13 protein-coding genes and 1 tRNA gene are annotated in these 14237 nt (G+C 67.3%); 8 read left to right on the forward strand and 6 right to left on the reverse strand.

The features are described from left to right. The first annotated feature begins 18 nt into the window (after positions 1-18). From F467_RS0103010 to F467_RS0103020, 3 genes are all read left to right on the forward strand, one after another. Positions 19-2925 (forward strand): molybdopterin oxidoreductase family protein, encoded by a 2907-nt coding sequence (locus tag F467_RS0103010; protein WP_012981559.1) that lies wholly within the window; start codon positions 19-21, stop codon positions 2923-2925. A gap of 67 nt (positions 2926-2992) precedes the next feature. Continuing rightward, positions 2993-3688, forward strand: coding sequence for a 4Fe-4S dicluster domain-containing protein (locus tag F467_RS0103015; protein ID WP_018175142.1), 696 nt, complete (start codon positions 2993-2995; stop codon positions 3686-3688). Between the two features lie 25 nt (positions 3689-3713). Further along, positions 3714-4763: a DmsC/YnfH family molybdoenzyme membrane anchor subunit gene (locus F467_RS0103020; RefSeq protein WP_012981561.1), complete on the forward strand. Its 1050-nt coding sequence runs from the start codon at positions 3714-3716 to the stop codon at positions 4761-4763. Positions 4764-4899: 136 nt separating this feature from the next. Here the strand turns inward: F467_RS0103020 and F467_RS13865 are convergent, their stop codons facing one another. Together F467_RS13865 and F467_RS0103030 are read right to left on the reverse strand one after the other, a co-directional pair. After that, positions 4900-5034, reverse strand: coding sequence for a hypothetical protein (locus F467_RS13865; protein ID WP_012981562.1), 135 nt, complete (start codon positions 5032-5034; stop codon positions 4900-4902). Positions 5035-5671: 637 nt separating this feature from the next. Continuing rightward, a tRNA-Arg gene (locus tag F467_RS0103030) sits at positions 5672-5748 on the reverse strand. A gap of 190 nt (positions 5749-5938) precedes the next feature. Between F467_RS0103030 and F467_RS0103035 the strand changes: the two genes are divergently transcribed. Further along, positions 5939-6802: a c-type cytochrome gene (locus F467_RS0103035; protein ID WP_012981564.1), complete on the forward strand. Its 864-nt coding sequence runs from the start codon at positions 5939-5941 to the stop codon at positions 6800-6802. A gap of 64 nt (positions 6803-6866) precedes the next feature. Here the strand turns inward: F467_RS0103035 and F467_RS0103040 are convergent, their stop codons facing one another. From F467_RS0103040 to F467_RS0103050, 3 genes are read right to left on the reverse strand one after another with little or no spacing between them, the layout of a single operon-like run. After that, positions 6867-8372, reverse strand: coding sequence for a YifB family Mg chelatase-like AAA ATPase (locus F467_RS0103040; RefSeq protein WP_012981565.1), 1506 nt, complete (start codon positions 8370-8372; stop codon positions 6867-6869). Between the two features lie 59 nt (positions 8373-8431). Next, on the reverse strand, positions 8432-8686 hold the full coding sequence (locus tag F467_RS0103045; protein ID WP_012981566.1) for an accessory factor UbiK family protein: 255 nt from the start codon (positions 8684-8686) through the stop codon (positions 8432-8434). A gap of 58 nt (positions 8687-8744) precedes the next feature. Continuing rightward, positions 8745-9467, reverse strand: coding sequence for a pteridine reductase (locus F467_RS0103050; RefSeq protein WP_018138211.1), 723 nt, complete (start codon positions 9465-9467; stop codon positions 8745-8747). 133 nt (positions 9468-9600) lie between these two features. Between F467_RS0103050 and F467_RS0103055 the strand changes: the two genes are divergently transcribed. Continuing rightward, complete coding sequence (locus F467_RS0103055; protein ID WP_018138212.1) at positions 9601-10734, forward strand: class I SAM-dependent methyltransferase; 1134 nt, start codon at positions 9601-9603, stop codon at positions 10732-10734. 70 nt (positions 10735-10804) lie between these two features. Beyond that, the gene (gene tsaD, locus F467_RS0103060) at positions 10805-11815 is read left to right on the forward strand and encodes a tRNA (adenosine(37)-N6)-threonylcarbamoyltransferase complex transferase subunit TsaD (protein ID WP_018138213.1); all 1011 of its coding nucleotides are present in this window, start codon (positions 10805-10807) and stop codon (positions 11813-11815) included. Between the two features lie 9 nt (positions 11816-11824). Here tsaD and plsY read toward each other — a convergent pair whose 3' ends face one another. Further along, the gene (gene plsY, locus F467_RS0103065) at positions 11825-12445 is read right to left on the reverse strand and encodes a glycerol-3-phosphate 1-O-acyltransferase PlsY (protein WP_018138214.1); all 621 of its coding nucleotides are present in this window, start codon (positions 12443-12445) and stop codon (positions 11825-11827) included. A 105-nt stretch (positions 12446-12550) separates the two neighbouring features. On the opposite strand from plsY, the gene F467_RS0103070 reads away from it, so the two are divergent. Both F467_RS0103070 and bioC read left to right on the forward strand, forming a co-directional pair. Continuing rightward, the gene (locus tag F467_RS0103070; protein ID WP_018138215.1) at positions 12551-13297 is read left to right on the forward strand and encodes an alpha/beta fold hydrolase; all 747 of its coding nucleotides are present in this window, start codon (positions 12551-12553) and stop codon (positions 13295-13297) included. A 10-nt stretch (positions 13298-13307) separates the two neighbouring features. Next, positions 13308-14180 (forward strand): malonyl-ACP O-methyltransferase BioC, encoded by an 873-nt coding sequence (bioC, locus tag F467_RS0103075; protein ID WP_018138216.1) that lies wholly within the window; start codon positions 13308-13310, stop codon positions 14178-14180. Positions 14181-14237 lie beyond the last annotated feature (57 nt).

Genomic DNA, 14237 nt, shown 5'->3' on the forward strand with positions numbered 1-14237 from the left:
ATCTATGGGGTCGCCTGAATGAGTGCCTTACCCGAGTTCGAGAACCACAGCGAGCAGGAGATCAAGTACACCACCTGCTACATGTGTGCCTGCCGCTGCGGCATCAAGGTTACGGTCCAGAACAACAAGGTCCGTTATATCCAGGGCAACCGGCACCACCCGATCAACAAGGGTGTGCTGTGTGCCAAGGGCAACGCCGGCATCATGAAGCAACAGTCCCCGGCGCGCCTGCACCAGCCGATGCGCCGCAAGCCGGGTACCGAGCGCGGCGCCGGCGAGTTCGAGCCGATCTCCTGGGACGAGGCCCTGGACATGCTGTCCACGCGTCTGCAGAAGATCCGCGAGACCGACCCGCGCAAGCTGGCGTTCTTTACCGGCCGCGACCAGATGCAGGCCCTGACCGGCCTGTGGGCGACCCAGTTCGGTACCTACAACTGGGCGGCCCACGGCGGCTTCTGCTCGGTCAACATGGCCACCGGCGGCCTGTACACCACCGGTTTCGCGTTCTGGGAATTCGGCGACCCCGACTGGGACCGCACCAAGTACCACATGCTCTGGGGCGTGGCGGAAGACCATGCCTCCAACCCGATCAAGATCGGGCTGGAGAAGCTCAAGCGCCGCGGCGGCAAGTTTGTCGCCATCAACCCGGTGCGCACCGGCTACCAGGCGATCGCCGACGAGTGGGTGGGCATCAAGCCCGGTACCGACGGCCTGTTCGCGCTGTCGATGCTGCACGTGCTGCTGAAGAACGATCAGTTCGACTGGGATTTCCTGGTGCGCTACACCAACGCCACCCAGCTGGTCGTGCAGACCCCGGGGCAGAAGGGCGATGGCCTGATCCTGCGTGACGAGGCCGGCAACCCGCTGGTCTGGGAACTGGAGCAGGAAGCGTTCGTCGACGGCACCCAAGTCGATATCAAGCCGGCGCTGTTCGGCGAGTACACCGCGCCCGATGGCCGCCCGGTCAAGACCGTGATGACGCTGCTGGCCGAGCGCTATCTGTCGGAGGAGTATTCCCCGGAAAATACCGCCAAGATCACTGGCGTGCCGGCCGACCAGACCGAGCGTCTGGCGCTGGAGATGGCGCACGTCGCGTTCAAGGAGACGATCGAGCTCGACATCGAGTGGACCGACTCCTGGGGCCGCAAGCACGACAAGGTGTTCGGCCGTCCGGTCTCCATGCACGCGATGCGCGGCATCTCCGCGCACTCCAACGGCTTCCAGACCTGCCGCGCGATCCATCTGCTGCAGATCATGCTGGGCTCGGTGGACTGCCCTGGTGGTCACCTGGCCAAGCCGCCGTACCCCAAGCACGTCCCGCCGGGCATCAAGCCGGCCAAGGAATGCGCGCCGAACACCCCGCTGAAGAGCCCGCCGCTCGGTTTCCCGACCGCGCCGGAGGACCTGGTCATCGATGACGACGGCAACCCGCTGCGCATCGACAAGGCCTTCTCTTGGGATGCCCCGATCTCCAACCATGGCCTGATGCACATGGTGGTGACCAACGCGGTCAACGGCGATCCCTACCCGATCGACACGCTGATCTTCTTCATGGCGAACATGTCCTGGAACTCCTCGATGAATACCGCCGAGGTGATGGACATGCTGCGGGCGAAGGACGACAGCGGCGAGTACAAGATCCCGTTCCTGGTGGTCGCGGACGCGTTCCACTCGGAGACGGTCAACTTTGCCGATCTGGTGCTCCCGGACACGACTTATCTGGAGCGTTACGACACGATCTCCATGCTGGACCGCCCGATCTCCGAGCCGGCCGCGGCGGCGGACTCCATCCGCCACCCGATCCTCGAGGTCGACCGCGACGTGCGTCCCTGGCAGGAGGTCATGGTCGAGCTGGCCGGTCGTCTGAAGTTCCCGGCGTTCACCAACGACGACGGCAGCCGCAAGTTCGACGATTACAAGGACTTCATCGTCAACTTCGAGAAGGAGCCGGGGATCGGCTTTTTGTCCGGCTACCGCGGCAAGGACGGCAAGAGCCATCTGCGTGGCGAGCCGAACCCGAAGCAGTGGGAGGCGTACATCGAGAACCAGGGGTTCTTCGTGCATCACCTGGCGCCGAACCAGCAGTTCTACCGCTACGCGAACAAGGAGTACTTGGAGCTGGCCAAGCACGCCGGCTGGGTGGGCAAGACCGATCCGATCACGATCGAGCTCTATTCCGAGACCCAGCAGCGCTTCAAGCTGGCCGGCCAGGGCCTGTATGACGGTCCGCAGCCGACCAAGCAGGAGCACAAGGATCGCCTGACCCAGTTCTTCGATCCGCTGCCGATCTGGCACAAGCCGCTGGAGCAGACCCGTATCGACGAGGACGAGTACCCGTTCTACGCGGTCAACCAGCGCCCGATGTTCATGTACCACTCCTGGGACTCGCAGAACGCCTGGCTGCGTCAGATCTGCGCCCAGAACTACCTGTACATGAACCGTGGCAAGGCCGAGTCCATGGGCATCGAGGACCTGTCCTGGGTGTGGATGGAATCGCACAACGGCAAGGTCCGTGTGCAGGTCAAGCTGATCGAGGGCTGCGAGCCGAGCACCGTCTGGACCTGGAACGCGATCGGCAAGCAGAAGGGCGCCTGGGGCCTGAAGCCGGACGCGAACGAGTCCAACAAGGGCTTCCTGATGAACCACCTGATCAGCGAGCTGCTGCCGAAGAAGGGCGATCCGGTGGACAACATCACCAACTCCGACCCAGTAACCGGCCAGGCCGCGTGGTACGACCTGAAGGTCAAGATCACCCCGGCCGATCCGGAAGAGGCCAGCACCTGGCCCGACTTCGACACGGTCAAGCCGGCCCCCGGCATGTCCGAGGCCCCGGATCAGCTGCGCTACGCCGCGCACAAGCCGGTGCACCTGAATCGTTCCATCCGTGACGTGCTGACCCGCGGCTCGCTGGACGAAGACCGCTAGGCATCACGGATCCGGGCCATGCCGCCGGCCCCGGCCGGCGGCCCGAGGAAATTTGAGGAGTAGTTGTATGCGACTTGGACTCGTAATCGACATGGACACCTGCGTGGGCTGTCACGCCTGTGCGGTGGCCTGCAAGCAGTGGAACACCAGCGGCACCACCGGTGCGCTGACCGACTATCGCCCGTACGGCGAGGACCCGAGCGGCGTCTGGTTCAACCGCGTGCGCCACTACGAGGTCGGGGACTACCCCAACAACAAGACCGTCAACATCCCGATGTCCTGCATGCACTGCCAGCATGCCGACTGCGTGAATGTCTGCCCGACCGGCGCTTCCTACAAGCGTCCGGAAGACGGCATCGTGCTGGTCGACCAGGACAAGTGCATGGGCTGTAACTACTGTGCCTGGGCCTGCCCCTACGGTGCGCGCGAGCTGGACCGCGAAGACGGCGTGATGAAGAAGTGCACGCTGTGCGTGGACCGCATCTACGACGAGGCCCTGCCGCCGGAAGAACGCCAGCCGGCCTGCGTGATCACCTGCCCGGCCCATGCCCGGTTCTTCGGTGACTTCGACGACGACAACTCCGAGGTCAGCCGCCTGGTGCGCGAGCGTGGCGGCGTGAAGCAGATGCCGGAGCTGGGCTACAAGCCGGTCAACACCTATCTGCCCCCGCGTATCACCCGTCCCATCCCCATCGACGACGTGCGGGCCAACCGTCTGGTCAGCTCGGTGAAGGACTGGGTCAACAAGATGGTCGCGCGCTAGGCGCGGCCCGATCGGGAGAATTCATATGCATCCGGCATTTTCCGTCATCCTGTTTACCGTCATCTCCGGTGCGGGCTACGGCCTGTTCATCCTGCTGGCGGCCTTCCACCTCGCGGGCATCGGTCCGGCCATGAGCCACGGCGAGCTGCTGGCACACGGCGCGGTCTCGCTGGGGATGATCACCCTGGGGCTGATGCTCTCCACCGGCCACCTGGCGAACAAGAAGAACGCCTGGCGCTCGTTTATGCGCTTCAAGACCTCCTGGCTGTCGCGCGAGGCCGTGTTCGCGGTGCTGTTCTATCCCTTCGCCGGGATCTATGGCCTGGGCGTCCTGCTGCAGGGCGCGGCCATCGGGCCGTTGCCGGCGCTGGCCGGCGTGATCGCCGCCGTGCTGGCCGTGATCACCCTGTTCTCCACGGGGATGATCTACGGTTGTCTGAAGACCATCCGCCAGTGGAACACCGCGCTGACCCCGGCCAACTACATCATGCTGGGCATCGCGACCGGCACCACGCTGTTTGCCGCCATTGCCACCGTGTTCGGCAATGCCACGGCGATGCATGCGGGTGTCGCGATGGTCGCGCTGGTTGCTGCCGCCGTGCTGAAGGCGATCTACTACTTCTGGATCTCGCGCGTGAATGGCCCGACGATCAATACCGCCACCACCTTCAACCGTGCGACCGTGCGCCTGCTGGATACCGGCCACACCGCCGGCACCTTCCTGACCGACGAGTTCGGCTACGACCCGCGCAAGGACACCATCGACAACGTGAAGATGGGCGTCTTCCTGCTCGGCTTTGTGGCCCCAGTCCTGGTGTTCGCGTCGATCCTGTCAGGCGCCCCGGCCGGCATCGCCTGGCTGGCCGCTGTCTCGAGCCTGATCGGTATCGGCATGGAGCGGTGGCTGTTCTTCGCCGAGGCCAAGCACGTCGTGCGCCTGTACCACGGTGCCCAGACCTGCACCAACTCCCTGGCCGAGCCCGCTCGCGGCCGTACCTCGGTCGCGCCGGTCACGGACCCGACCGACGCGCGCCGCTGGGAGCTGGGGGATACCCCCGGGGGCTCCGGCTCCTGATGTCAGCCGGCCTTCGGCGGTTGCCGGGCGCAGTTGCCGGGTGACCACCGAGGGGGGGCTCGTCAGGGAATACCCAACTAAAACGGGCCAGCATGCTGGCCCGTTTTTTTATGGTGCCTGGTTTCCCCAAGGCGGGTTATTTCGCCTTGTCGTCCTCGTGCATGCCATGAAGGATGAAGTAGCCGACGTACACGAAGAACGCCACGATGCCCACCAGGGTCAGGATCGTCAGGATCCCGATGGGCGATTGAAACATGATTTCAGTCAACATCACGCACTCCCGGTTGCAGTGGTCACCTTCAAGCTAGCGCTGCTGCCGGGGCTTCGATTTGATCTGGATCAAGGGAGTGGCGGCATTTGCCGGTCAGGATGCCGGATCGCCGCGCTGGCCGGGCCAGGGCATGTTGGAAGCGGAACTGATGTTGCGCCCGAGAGGGTGAGCCGGGGTTTCGCGAAGCACGGCTTCGCGCCGGCGAACGCCCCGAGGCTGTCGCCGAGGGGGTGACTTGCGATGCCGTGCCGCTGCGCAGGCCTTGATTCGACGGGGGCGCGGCGTTGGGCTCGGGGGTGTTCAGGCGGCGCGCCCGAGAGGATGGCTTCGCCGCCTTTGGCGGCTCGGTCCTTCGGACCGGTGCAGCCGTTGGCTGCACCGCGATGTCGGCCCGCTTCGCGGGCCTCGATTCGAACGGGAGGTTCGCGGGGTTGGCTCCGAGGGCGTTTAAACGTCGCGCCCGAGAGGATGGCTGCGCGACCTGCGGTCGCTTGGCCCTTCGGGCCGGCACCGCCTGCGGCGGTACCGCGCGTCGGCCCGCTGCGCGGGCCTCGGCTCGAACGGAGGTTCTCATCGGGCCCTCGGGGCACACCCCCATAAAGAAGAAGGGCCCGCTAGGGGCCCTTCTTCTTTATGATGGCGCGCCCGAGAGGATTCGAACCTCTGACCTCTGCCTCCGGAGGGCAGCGCTCTATCCAGCTGAGCTACGGGCGCAAGACGAGTAATGATACGGGGCGCTGAGCGGATCCGTCCAGCGCATTTTTGACTGCCCTACTGGGTTTGTGGTCTCGAGAGGGACGATGCCCTATACTCGGCGCCCGATTTGCGCGCCTGGCGCGTGGGAATACTTGGGCTAGGAACCATTACGGCCGCGCGCGGCCCGCACCTTTCGGAGGGAGAGCAAGTGGCGAATCAACCGATCAAGATGGACACCGGTAACAAGGTGTTGATGTTCATCGCATCCGTGGCGCTGCTCGCCACTGTGATCTACCTGTTGATCCAGTTGGCGAACTTCATGGGAGGGCTCCAGCTAGGCGAGCCCAGTGAGGCCGAGCGCGATCGGATCGTCGAACGCATCCAGCCGATCGGTCGCGTGGCCTCCGGTCCGGTCGATATGGAGGAAGAGACCGCCGACCTGAGTCCGGGTGACATCTACAGCAATGTCTGTGCGGCCTGTCACGACACCGGGGCCTCCGATGCCCCGATCAAGGGCGACTCCGACGCCTGGGCCGCCCGCCTCGACGAGCGCAGCCTGGACGAGGTGTTCGACAACTCCATCAACGGCATAGGTGCGATGCCGGCTCGCGGCGGTGATTCCAGCCTGAGTGACGAGGAAGTGAAGCTGGTGGTGGTCTACATGCTGGACGAAGCCGGTATTGATCACGGCTGGGAGCCCGAAGACGCCAACGGCGATGAGAACGGCAATGGTGACGAAAACGGTAACGGCGAGGCCGTGACCGAAGATGACGATGCCGCTGTCGAGGACGACGAAGCACTGGAAGGGATTGCCCTGGATACCGGTGACGTGAGTCGTGGCGAGTCCCTGTACAGCACCTGCATCGCTTGCCATGGTGCCCAGGGTCAGGGTTCCCCCGCGTTCCCGAAGATTGCCGGCCAGACCGCCGAGTACACCGCCGACAAGCTCGTGCGCTACCGTGCCGGCGAGACCGTGGGTGACCGCACGGCCCTGATGGCGCCGAATGCGGCCCGCCTGTCGGACCAGGACATTGCCGACCTGGCGGTGTACGTCGCGACCTTCGAAGACTGATCGGTTTCGATCCGATCTCAAGGCCCGCGTCGGCAGCTGCCGTGCGGGCCTTTTCTTTGCCTGGTTACTGGGTGCGCCAGTGATCCAGCGCGCGATAGCTGAGCGCCTCGGTCAGGTGACCGGTCGTGATCGGGTCGCTGGGTTCGAGGTCGGCGATCGTCCGCGCGAGGCGCAGGATGCGGTGGTAGGCGCGTGCCGACAGGCGAAAGCGCTCCGCAGCGCGGTCCAGCAGGGCGCGATCACCTGCCTCCAGGGTGGCGTGCTGGTCCAGCATCTGGCCCGCCAGTTCGCGATTGAGGGAGCCCTGGCGTTGCCGCTGGCGTTCCTGCGCCAGGGCGACGCGTTGCGCGACGGTCCTGGAGTCTTCGCCGGGTTCGCCATGCGAGGCCAGTTCGGGCGGCGGGATGCGCGGGACCTCGATCGCCAGGTCGATGCGGTCCAGTAGTGGCGCGGACAGGCGTCGCCGGTGGCGCGCCATCTGTTCCGGGGAGCACTGGCAGCGCGCCCCGAGGTCGCAGTCGAAGCCCTGTGGACAGGGGTTCATCGCCGCTACCAGCTGGAACCGGGCGGGAAACTCGGCCTGCCGGGCGGCTCGGGCGATATGAATCGTCCCGGTCTCAAGCGGCTCGCGCAGGACATCGAGCACACTGCGCTGGAATTCGGTCAGCTCGTCCAGAAACAGCACGCCGTGATGCGCCAGCGAGATCTCGCCCGGGCGTGGTGTGGAGCCACCACCGACCAGTGCGACCCCCGAGGCCGTGTGGTGGGGCGAGCGGAACGGTCGGGCGCGCCAGTCGCGCTGCAGGTGGCCGGTGTCGCGCAGACTGTGGATCGCGGCGGTCTCCAGTGCTTCCGCCTCGGACATCGGTGGCAGGATGCCCGGTATGCGTGCGGCCAGCATGGACTTGCCGCTGCCGGGCGGGCCGACCATTAACAGGTGGTGGCCACCCGCGGCCGCGATCTCCAGTGCGCGACGTGCCTGGTGCTGACCGCGCACATCGGCCAGGTCGGGGTAGCGATCCGGTTCCGCTTCGACGGGTCGGCCCTCGTCCAGCTCCCCTTGACCCTGCAGCCCGGCGCAGACCGCGATCAGGTGGTCGGCGGTGCGCACCCGCGCGGCGCTGGCTAGTGCCGCCTCGGCCCCGTCCTCGGGGTTCACGATCAGCTCGCGCGCCTCATTAGCGGCTGCCAGTGCGGCGGCCAGCGTCCCGCCGACCGGCCGCAGGGTCCCGTCCAGTCCCAGTTCGCCCAGAAACTCGCGCCCTTCGAGGGCGCTGCCCGGGATCTGCTGGCTGGCAGCGAGGATGCCCAATGCGATGCCGAGGTCGAAACGCCCGCCGTCCTTCGGCAGGTCGGCCGGGGCCAGGTTGACCGTGATGCGGCGGCGGGGAAAGTCGAAGCCGCTGGTCTGGATGGCCGCGCGGACGCGGTCGCGGCTCTCACGCACGGCCGCCTCCGGCAGGCCGACAATCTGGAATGACGGCAGGCCGTTGGCCAGGTGAGTCTCGATGGTGACCAGCGGTGCCTGGATTCCGGCGACCGCACGGGCATGGCTGATGGCAATGGGCATCCTTGCCCTCCCTGTTGCGGGTCCGGGCCTCCGTGCCCGGTGGTTCTATGGGGAGTGTGTTACTCCGCGGTCTTGCGTTCGGCCTCGAGGGCCTCCACGCGGGCTTCCAGCTCGGCCAGGCGTTCGCGGGTGCGTTCCAGCAGCGCAACCTGGACGTCGAAGTCCTCGCGGGTGACCAGGTCCATGCGCTCGAAGCCGTGCTGCAGCGACGAGCGGACCTGACGCTGGACATCCTCCTGCATGTGGCGCACCGACTCCGGCAGGCTCTCGGTGATCCGGCGCGCGAGATCGTCAAAGCGTTTGGGGTCGATCATGGGCCGTTCTCTTCTTTTGATTCGAGGATGTATTCAGTGTAGCGCGTCGCGCGGATCGTTACTGCGAGGCGGAGCGCCCGCCATCCACCGGGATCACCTGTCCGGTGATGTAGGGCGCATCCAGCAGCAGAAAGCGTACCGTACGGGCGATGTCGTCGGGGTGGCCCTCGCGTTTGAGGGCGGTGCGCTCGACCATCGCTTCGTGCGTCCCGGCATTGTTCGGATCCTCGGGCGAGAGGATTGCGCCGGGTGCGACGCCGTTAACACGCACGTCCGGGCCCAGTTCGCGGGCATAGGCCTGGGTCAGGGCCCAGAGTCCCGCCTTCGCCGCGGAATACACGGGGTAACCCTTCAGCGGGCGCAGGGCATGAATGTCCACGATGTTGACCACTGCGCCCCGGGTGCGCGCGAGCGCCGGCGCACAGGCCTGGGTCAGAAATGTGGGGGCCTTCAGGTTGGACCCGACCAGGTCATCCCATGCCTGCGTATCGATCGCGCCGACCGGGGTCGCGTAGAAGGTCGAGGCATTGTTGACCAGGTAATCCAGCCGCCCCCAGGCCTCTTCCGCCTCGCGTGCCAGGCGCTGGATGTCGTTCAGGTTCAGCAGGTCGGCTTGCAGGATGCGCGCGCTGTCCTCGCGCCGGGCATTCAGCGAGTCGGCCAGGGCGGCAGCGTCGTCGCGCGACCCTCGATAGTGAATGAGCACGCGCAGGCCCTCGCCGTGCAGCCAGCGCACGATGGTCGCGCCGACCCGGCGCGCGGATCCGGTGACCAGCACCACGCCGGTTTCCGATCGCTCTCCCTGTGTGTGTTCCGTCACGTCATGCCTCGCCTTGGTACCATTTGTCGCCATGCTGCCGCCGAAACCTAGCACACCCACGCCGGATGACCCGGCTGCCGCCATCGCGCGGCAGATGCACGACTCCCTGCAACAGAGTATCGCCGCGCACGGCGGGTTCCTCCCGTTTGTCGATTACATGCACCAGGCGCTGTATGCGCCGGGGCTCGGCTATTACGTGAACGGGGCGCGCAAGTTGGGCGCGGGCGGTGATTTCGTGACCGCGCCGGAGCTGTCCTCGCTCTTCGGCGAGACCCTGGCCAGCTGGCTGGCCCCGCTGCTGCGCGACGAACTGGCGGGCGGCGGGCAGCTGTTGGAGTTTGGCGCGGGCAGCGGCCGGCTGGCCGGCGATGTGCTTGTGACGCTGCGCGAGCTGGGCGTGGGCTGGCAGTGCTACAAGATCATCGAGGTCAGCCCGGACCTGCGGGCCATGCAGCAGGAGCACCTGGCGGAACGCCTGGAGCCGGAGGAGTACGCCCGGGTGGAATGGCTCGATGCCCTGCCCGAGGAGCCGATCCGGGGTGTGGTACTGGCGAACGAGGTGCTCGACGCACTGCCGGTGGAGCTCTTTCGCTGGCGCGAGGGCCAGCCCTGGCAGATGGGCGTCACAGTGGATGGCGACGGCAGGCTGGTGCTGGCGGAGCAGTCGGCCCCCGAGCCACTGGCGGCCGTCGTGCGCGGGCTGCAGGCGGTGCATGGCCCCTGGCCCGACGGATACACCTCCGAGTGGCGTCCGGCTCAGGCGGCCTGGGTTGCGAGCGTGGCCGCTTGTCTGGAGCAGGGTGTAGCGTTGCTGGTCGACTACGGGTTTCCGCGGGCCGCGTATTACGCCGCGGAGCGCCACCAGGGCACGCTGGTTGGCTATTACCGTCAGCAGATGATGCTGGACCCCCTGGCGCAGCCCGGGCTGATGGACCTGACGGCCAGCGTCGATTTCACTGCGGTGGCCGAGGCCGCGGATGTGGCGGGGCTCGATGTGCTCGGTTATGCCGCGCAGGGCGAGTTCCTGCTGGGTGCGGGCCTGGCGCAGCGCTTCGAGGCGCGCGTCGGCAGTGGCGAGGATGCCCGCAAGACCATGCAGGCCGCCCAGGCCGTGCGCATGCTGACCCTGCCCGGAGAGATGGGCGAGCGCTTTCAGGTGATGACCCTGGGTCGCGCCTGTGCTGCGCTCGACTTCTCCGCGATCCCCGATCGGCGCGGCCGCCTGTGAGGGACTCGCAATCCCGTCCGGTTCGCCCGGAATCCTTCCCCGTACCCGCGCCCCGAGGCATGCTGCTCCTATGAAAGTCCTGGGTATCGAGACCTCCTGCGACGAGACGGGCGTGGCGCTGATCGATGATCAGCGCGGCCTGCTCGCGCACCGGCTGTACAGCCAGACCGACCTGCATGCGGTCTACGGCGGCGTGGTACCGGAGCTTGCTTCGCGCGATCACATCCGGCGCCTGCTGCCGCTGCTGCGGGCGGTGCTGGACGAGGCGGGCGTGAAGGGGCCCGAGCTGGATGCAATCGCCTATACCGGCGGGCCGGGACTGCTGGGGGCCCTGCTGACGGGGGCCTCGGTCGCGCGCTCGCTCGCTTGGGGCTGGGGCGTGCCGGCGATGCCGGTGCACCACCTCGAAGGTCACCTGCTGGCCCCGTTCCTGGAAGACGCCGGGCTGGATTTCCCGTTCCTGGTGCTGCTGGTCTCCGGCGGGCACACGCAGCTGATCCATGCCCGTTCCCTGGGCGACTACGAGCTGCTGGGCGAGAGTATCGACGACGCCGCTGGAGAGGCCTTCGACAAGACCGCCAAGCTGCTGGGGCTGGGCTATCCTGGTGGTCCCGCCCTGTCGCGCCTGGCCGAGCAGGGGGTGAGCGATGCCCTGCGTCTGCCGCGCCCGATGCTCGACCGGCCGGGGCTGGACATGAGCTTTTCCGGCCTGAAGACGGCCGTGCTGACGGCCCTGAACAAGCAGGAATACCGCCCGCAGGATGTCGCGCGCGCATTCGAGGAGGCGGTCAGCGAGACCCTGGTGGAGAAGACCCGGAGGGCGCTGGAGCAGAGTCAGGCCCCGGCGCTGGTGGTCGCCGGCGGGGTGGCCGCGAACACCCGGCTGCGCGCGGGACTGCAGGCGATGGCCGCGCAACAGGGGGTGCCGGTGTATTTCCCGCGGATCGAGTTCTGCACGGACAACGGGGCGATGATCGCGCTCGCCGGGCTGCGCCGCCTGCAGGCGGGCTGGGCGCCCGACGACCAGGCCCCGGCGATCACGGCGCGTGCCCGCTGGCCGCTGGCGGAGCTCTCCGCCTGAGGCAGATCGCTAGTCTCGCGGCGGTTCTGCCGCCTCGTCCTTCTTGTAGCCGATCTTCCCTTCCTCCCCGCGCATCAGGCGGCGGATGTTGGTGTCGTGGCGGATGAACAGCACCACCGCCATGGCCGCCACGATCAGCGCGAGCCAGAAATCCGGTTCCAGGAACACGAAGTAAACGGGTGCCAGCGTCGCCGCGACCAGGGCCGACAGCGAGGAGTAGCGCCAGATCGCGGCGACCACGAGCCAGGTCAGCAGCGTGAGCCCGCCGACCAGCGGGTTGAGTGCCAGAAGCACGCCCAGCGCGGTGGCCACGCCCTTGCCGCCGCGAAAGCCGTAGTACACGGGAAACACATGTCCGAGGAAGGCGGCCAGGCCGACCAGGCCGAGGGCCCAGGTCGGAAAGATGCCGAGCTGGGCGGCGACGAACACCGGCAGCCAGCCCTTGCCGACATCCCCGATCAACGTGATGATGGCCGCCTTCTTGCCTCCGTAGCGCAGTACGTTGGTCGCACCGGGGTTGCCCGAGCCTGTGTGACGTGGGTCCGGCAGCCGCAGCAACTTGCTCACGACGATGGCCGTGGAAAGCGATCCCAGCAGATACGCGATGACAATGCCCAGTACGATGTCCATGCAAACTCGACCTGAAGATTCGGTTGGGTGGGGTGTGGCGCGAAACGGCGCCCATGATACGCAAGCCGGGGCGCTGCGTTCAGGGTGGCGGCGGGTTGGCCCGCGATGAAGCGCCCGACCCTTGTGCTGCTGCACGGCTGGGGGTTCTCCCCGGCAGTCTGGGCGCCTTTGCGTGCCGCGCTGCCCGGGTTCGAGATCCACGCGCCGGCCCTGCCGGGGCACGGGGAACTCGCTGGTGGAGAGGCCCTGGGCGATCCTGTGGCTACCTGCGAGGCCATCCGGGCTCAGCTGCCGCGCCCGCTGTCGCGCCCCATCTGGCTGGGCTGGTCGCTCGGCGGGCTGGTTGCGCTGGAGCTGGCGCGCCAGATACCGGATACCCGGGGGCTCGTGCTGCTCAATTCCACGCCGCGTTTTGCAGCGGCCCCGGACTGGGGCCATGCGCTGCCGGCCGCGGAGCTTGCGGACTTTCAGTTGGCCCTCGAGGGGCCCCGGCGGCGACTGCACCGGCGACTGGCCATGCTCTGCGCCAGGGGCTCGCCGGAAGCGGCCTCGCTGGCCGCCGATCTGACGAGCGAGCTGGAGGGTGCCCCGGCGACCGATCAGGGCCTCGCGGCCGGGCTGGCCTGCCTGATGGAGTGTGACCAGCGCGTCTACTGGCAATCCAGTTCGGTGCCGCTCGGGGCCTGTCTCGCCGAGGGAGACGCGCTGGTACCGTCCACCGTGGCGGATGACCTGCGCGGCCTGCGCCCGGACGCCCGGCTGGTCGTGCGGCCCGGGGGCCATGCGCAGTGGTGGCAGGACCCGGCGCCCGTGGCGGCCTTTATAAACGAGTTTCTAGCGGCACTGGAGTGATCGGCGATCCATGACGGGGGCGGATGAATACGCACTGGACAAGGCGCGCGTACGCGAGGCCTTCGGGCGGGCGGCTGCGGGCTACGAGGCCCATGCGGTGCTGCAGCGCGAGGTCCAAGGACGGCTGCTCGAGCGACTCGATCTGGTCAAGCTGCAACCGGCCCGCGTGCTCGATCTGGGTTGCGGGACCGGGGAGGCGCTGGATCTCCTGCGGCGGCGCTACCGCAAGGCCGAACTGACCGGTGTCGACTTTGCCCCGGGGATGGTCGCGGCGGTGCAGCGCCGCGGCCGCTGGTGGCGACGGCCGCTGGCCGTGTGTGCGGACATCGAGGCTTTGCCCCTGCCGGAGGCGCACTACGATCTGGCGATCTCCAGTGCGGCGTTGCAGTGGTGTTCCAGCCTCGATCAGGCCTTTTCCGAGGTGCGGCGTGTGCTGGCGCCGGGGGCGCTGTGGACCTTTTCCACCTTCGGCCCGGATACCCTGCGTGAGCTGCGCGCGGCCTTTGCCGAGGTCGACGGCGGGAACGCGCAACACGTGAATGCCTTTGTCGATATGCACGACATCGGTGATGCCCTGGTGCGTGCGGGGTTCGCGGACCCGGTGATGGATCAGGAGAGCCTGACGCTCACCTATGGCGATTTCGACACTCTGTTGCGTGATCTGCGTGGGGTGGGGGTGCGCAATGCGCTGGCTGGGCGTGGGCGCGGGCTGCTGGGTCCGCGTCGGCTGCAGGCCGTGGCCGAGGCCTATGCGCGGGCGTTTGCGGTCGAGGGTCGACTGCCGGCGACCTGGGAGATTGTGTACGGCCATGCCTGGGTGCCGGAGGCTCCGCCGCCCTCGAAGCCGCAAGGCCGGGTGATTCCCGTTCGGCCCGTCTCTTGATCCAGATCAACCCGGGGCGATTGGCCCCTCGCAGAGCAAGGCCATAAAGATGTATTC

Source organism: Thioalkalivibrio sp. ALJ12 (assembly GCF_000378305.1).
GTDB lineage: Bacteria > Pseudomonadota > Gammaproteobacteria > Ectothiorhodospirales > Ectothiorhodospiraceae > Thioalkalivibrio.

Excerpts from the sequence above, each read along its gene's own strand:
- F467_RS0103010 (WP_012981559.1), top strand. The coding sequence starts at position 19 with ATGAGTGCCTTACCCGAGTTCGAGAACCACAGCGAGCAGGAGATCAAG.
- F467_RS0103015 (WP_018175142.1), top strand. The coding sequence starts at position 2,993 with ATGCGACTTGGACTCGTAATCGACATGGACACCTGCGTGGGCTGTCAC.
- F467_RS0103020 (WP_012981561.1), top strand. The coding sequence starts at position 3,714 with ATGCATCCGGCATTTTCCGTCATCCTGTTTACCGTCATCTCCGGTGCG.
- F467_RS13865 (WP_012981562.1), bottom strand. The coding sequence starts at position 5,034 with ATGTTGACTGAAATCATGTTTCAATCGCCCATCGGGATCCTGACGATC.
- F467_RS0103040 (WP_012981565.1), bottom strand. The coding sequence starts at position 8,372 with ATGCCCATTGCCATCAGCCATGCCCGTGCGGTCGCCGGAATCCAGGCA.
- F467_RS0103045 (WP_012981566.1), bottom strand. The coding sequence starts at position 8,686 with ATGATCGACCCCAAACGCTTTGACGATCTCGCGCGCCGGATCACCGAG.
- F467_RS0103055 (WP_018138212.1), top strand. The coding sequence starts at position 9,601 with ATGCACGACTCCCTGCAACAGAGTATCGCCGCGCACGGCGGGTTCCTC.
- tsaD (WP_018138213.1), top strand. The coding sequence starts at position 10,805 with ATGAAAGTCCTGGGTATCGAGACCTCCTGCGACGAGACGGGCGTGGCG.
- plsY (WP_018138214.1), bottom strand. The coding sequence starts at position 12,445 with ATGGACATCGTACTGGGCATTGTCATCGCGTATCTGCTGGGATCGCTT.
- F467_RS0103070 (WP_018138215.1), top strand. The coding sequence starts at position 12,551 with ATGAAGCGCCCGACCCTTGTGCTGCTGCACGGCTGGGGGTTCTCCCCG.
- bioC (WP_018138216.1), top strand. The coding sequence starts at position 13,308 with ATGACGGGGGCGGATGAATACGCACTGGACAAGGCGCGCGTACGCGAG.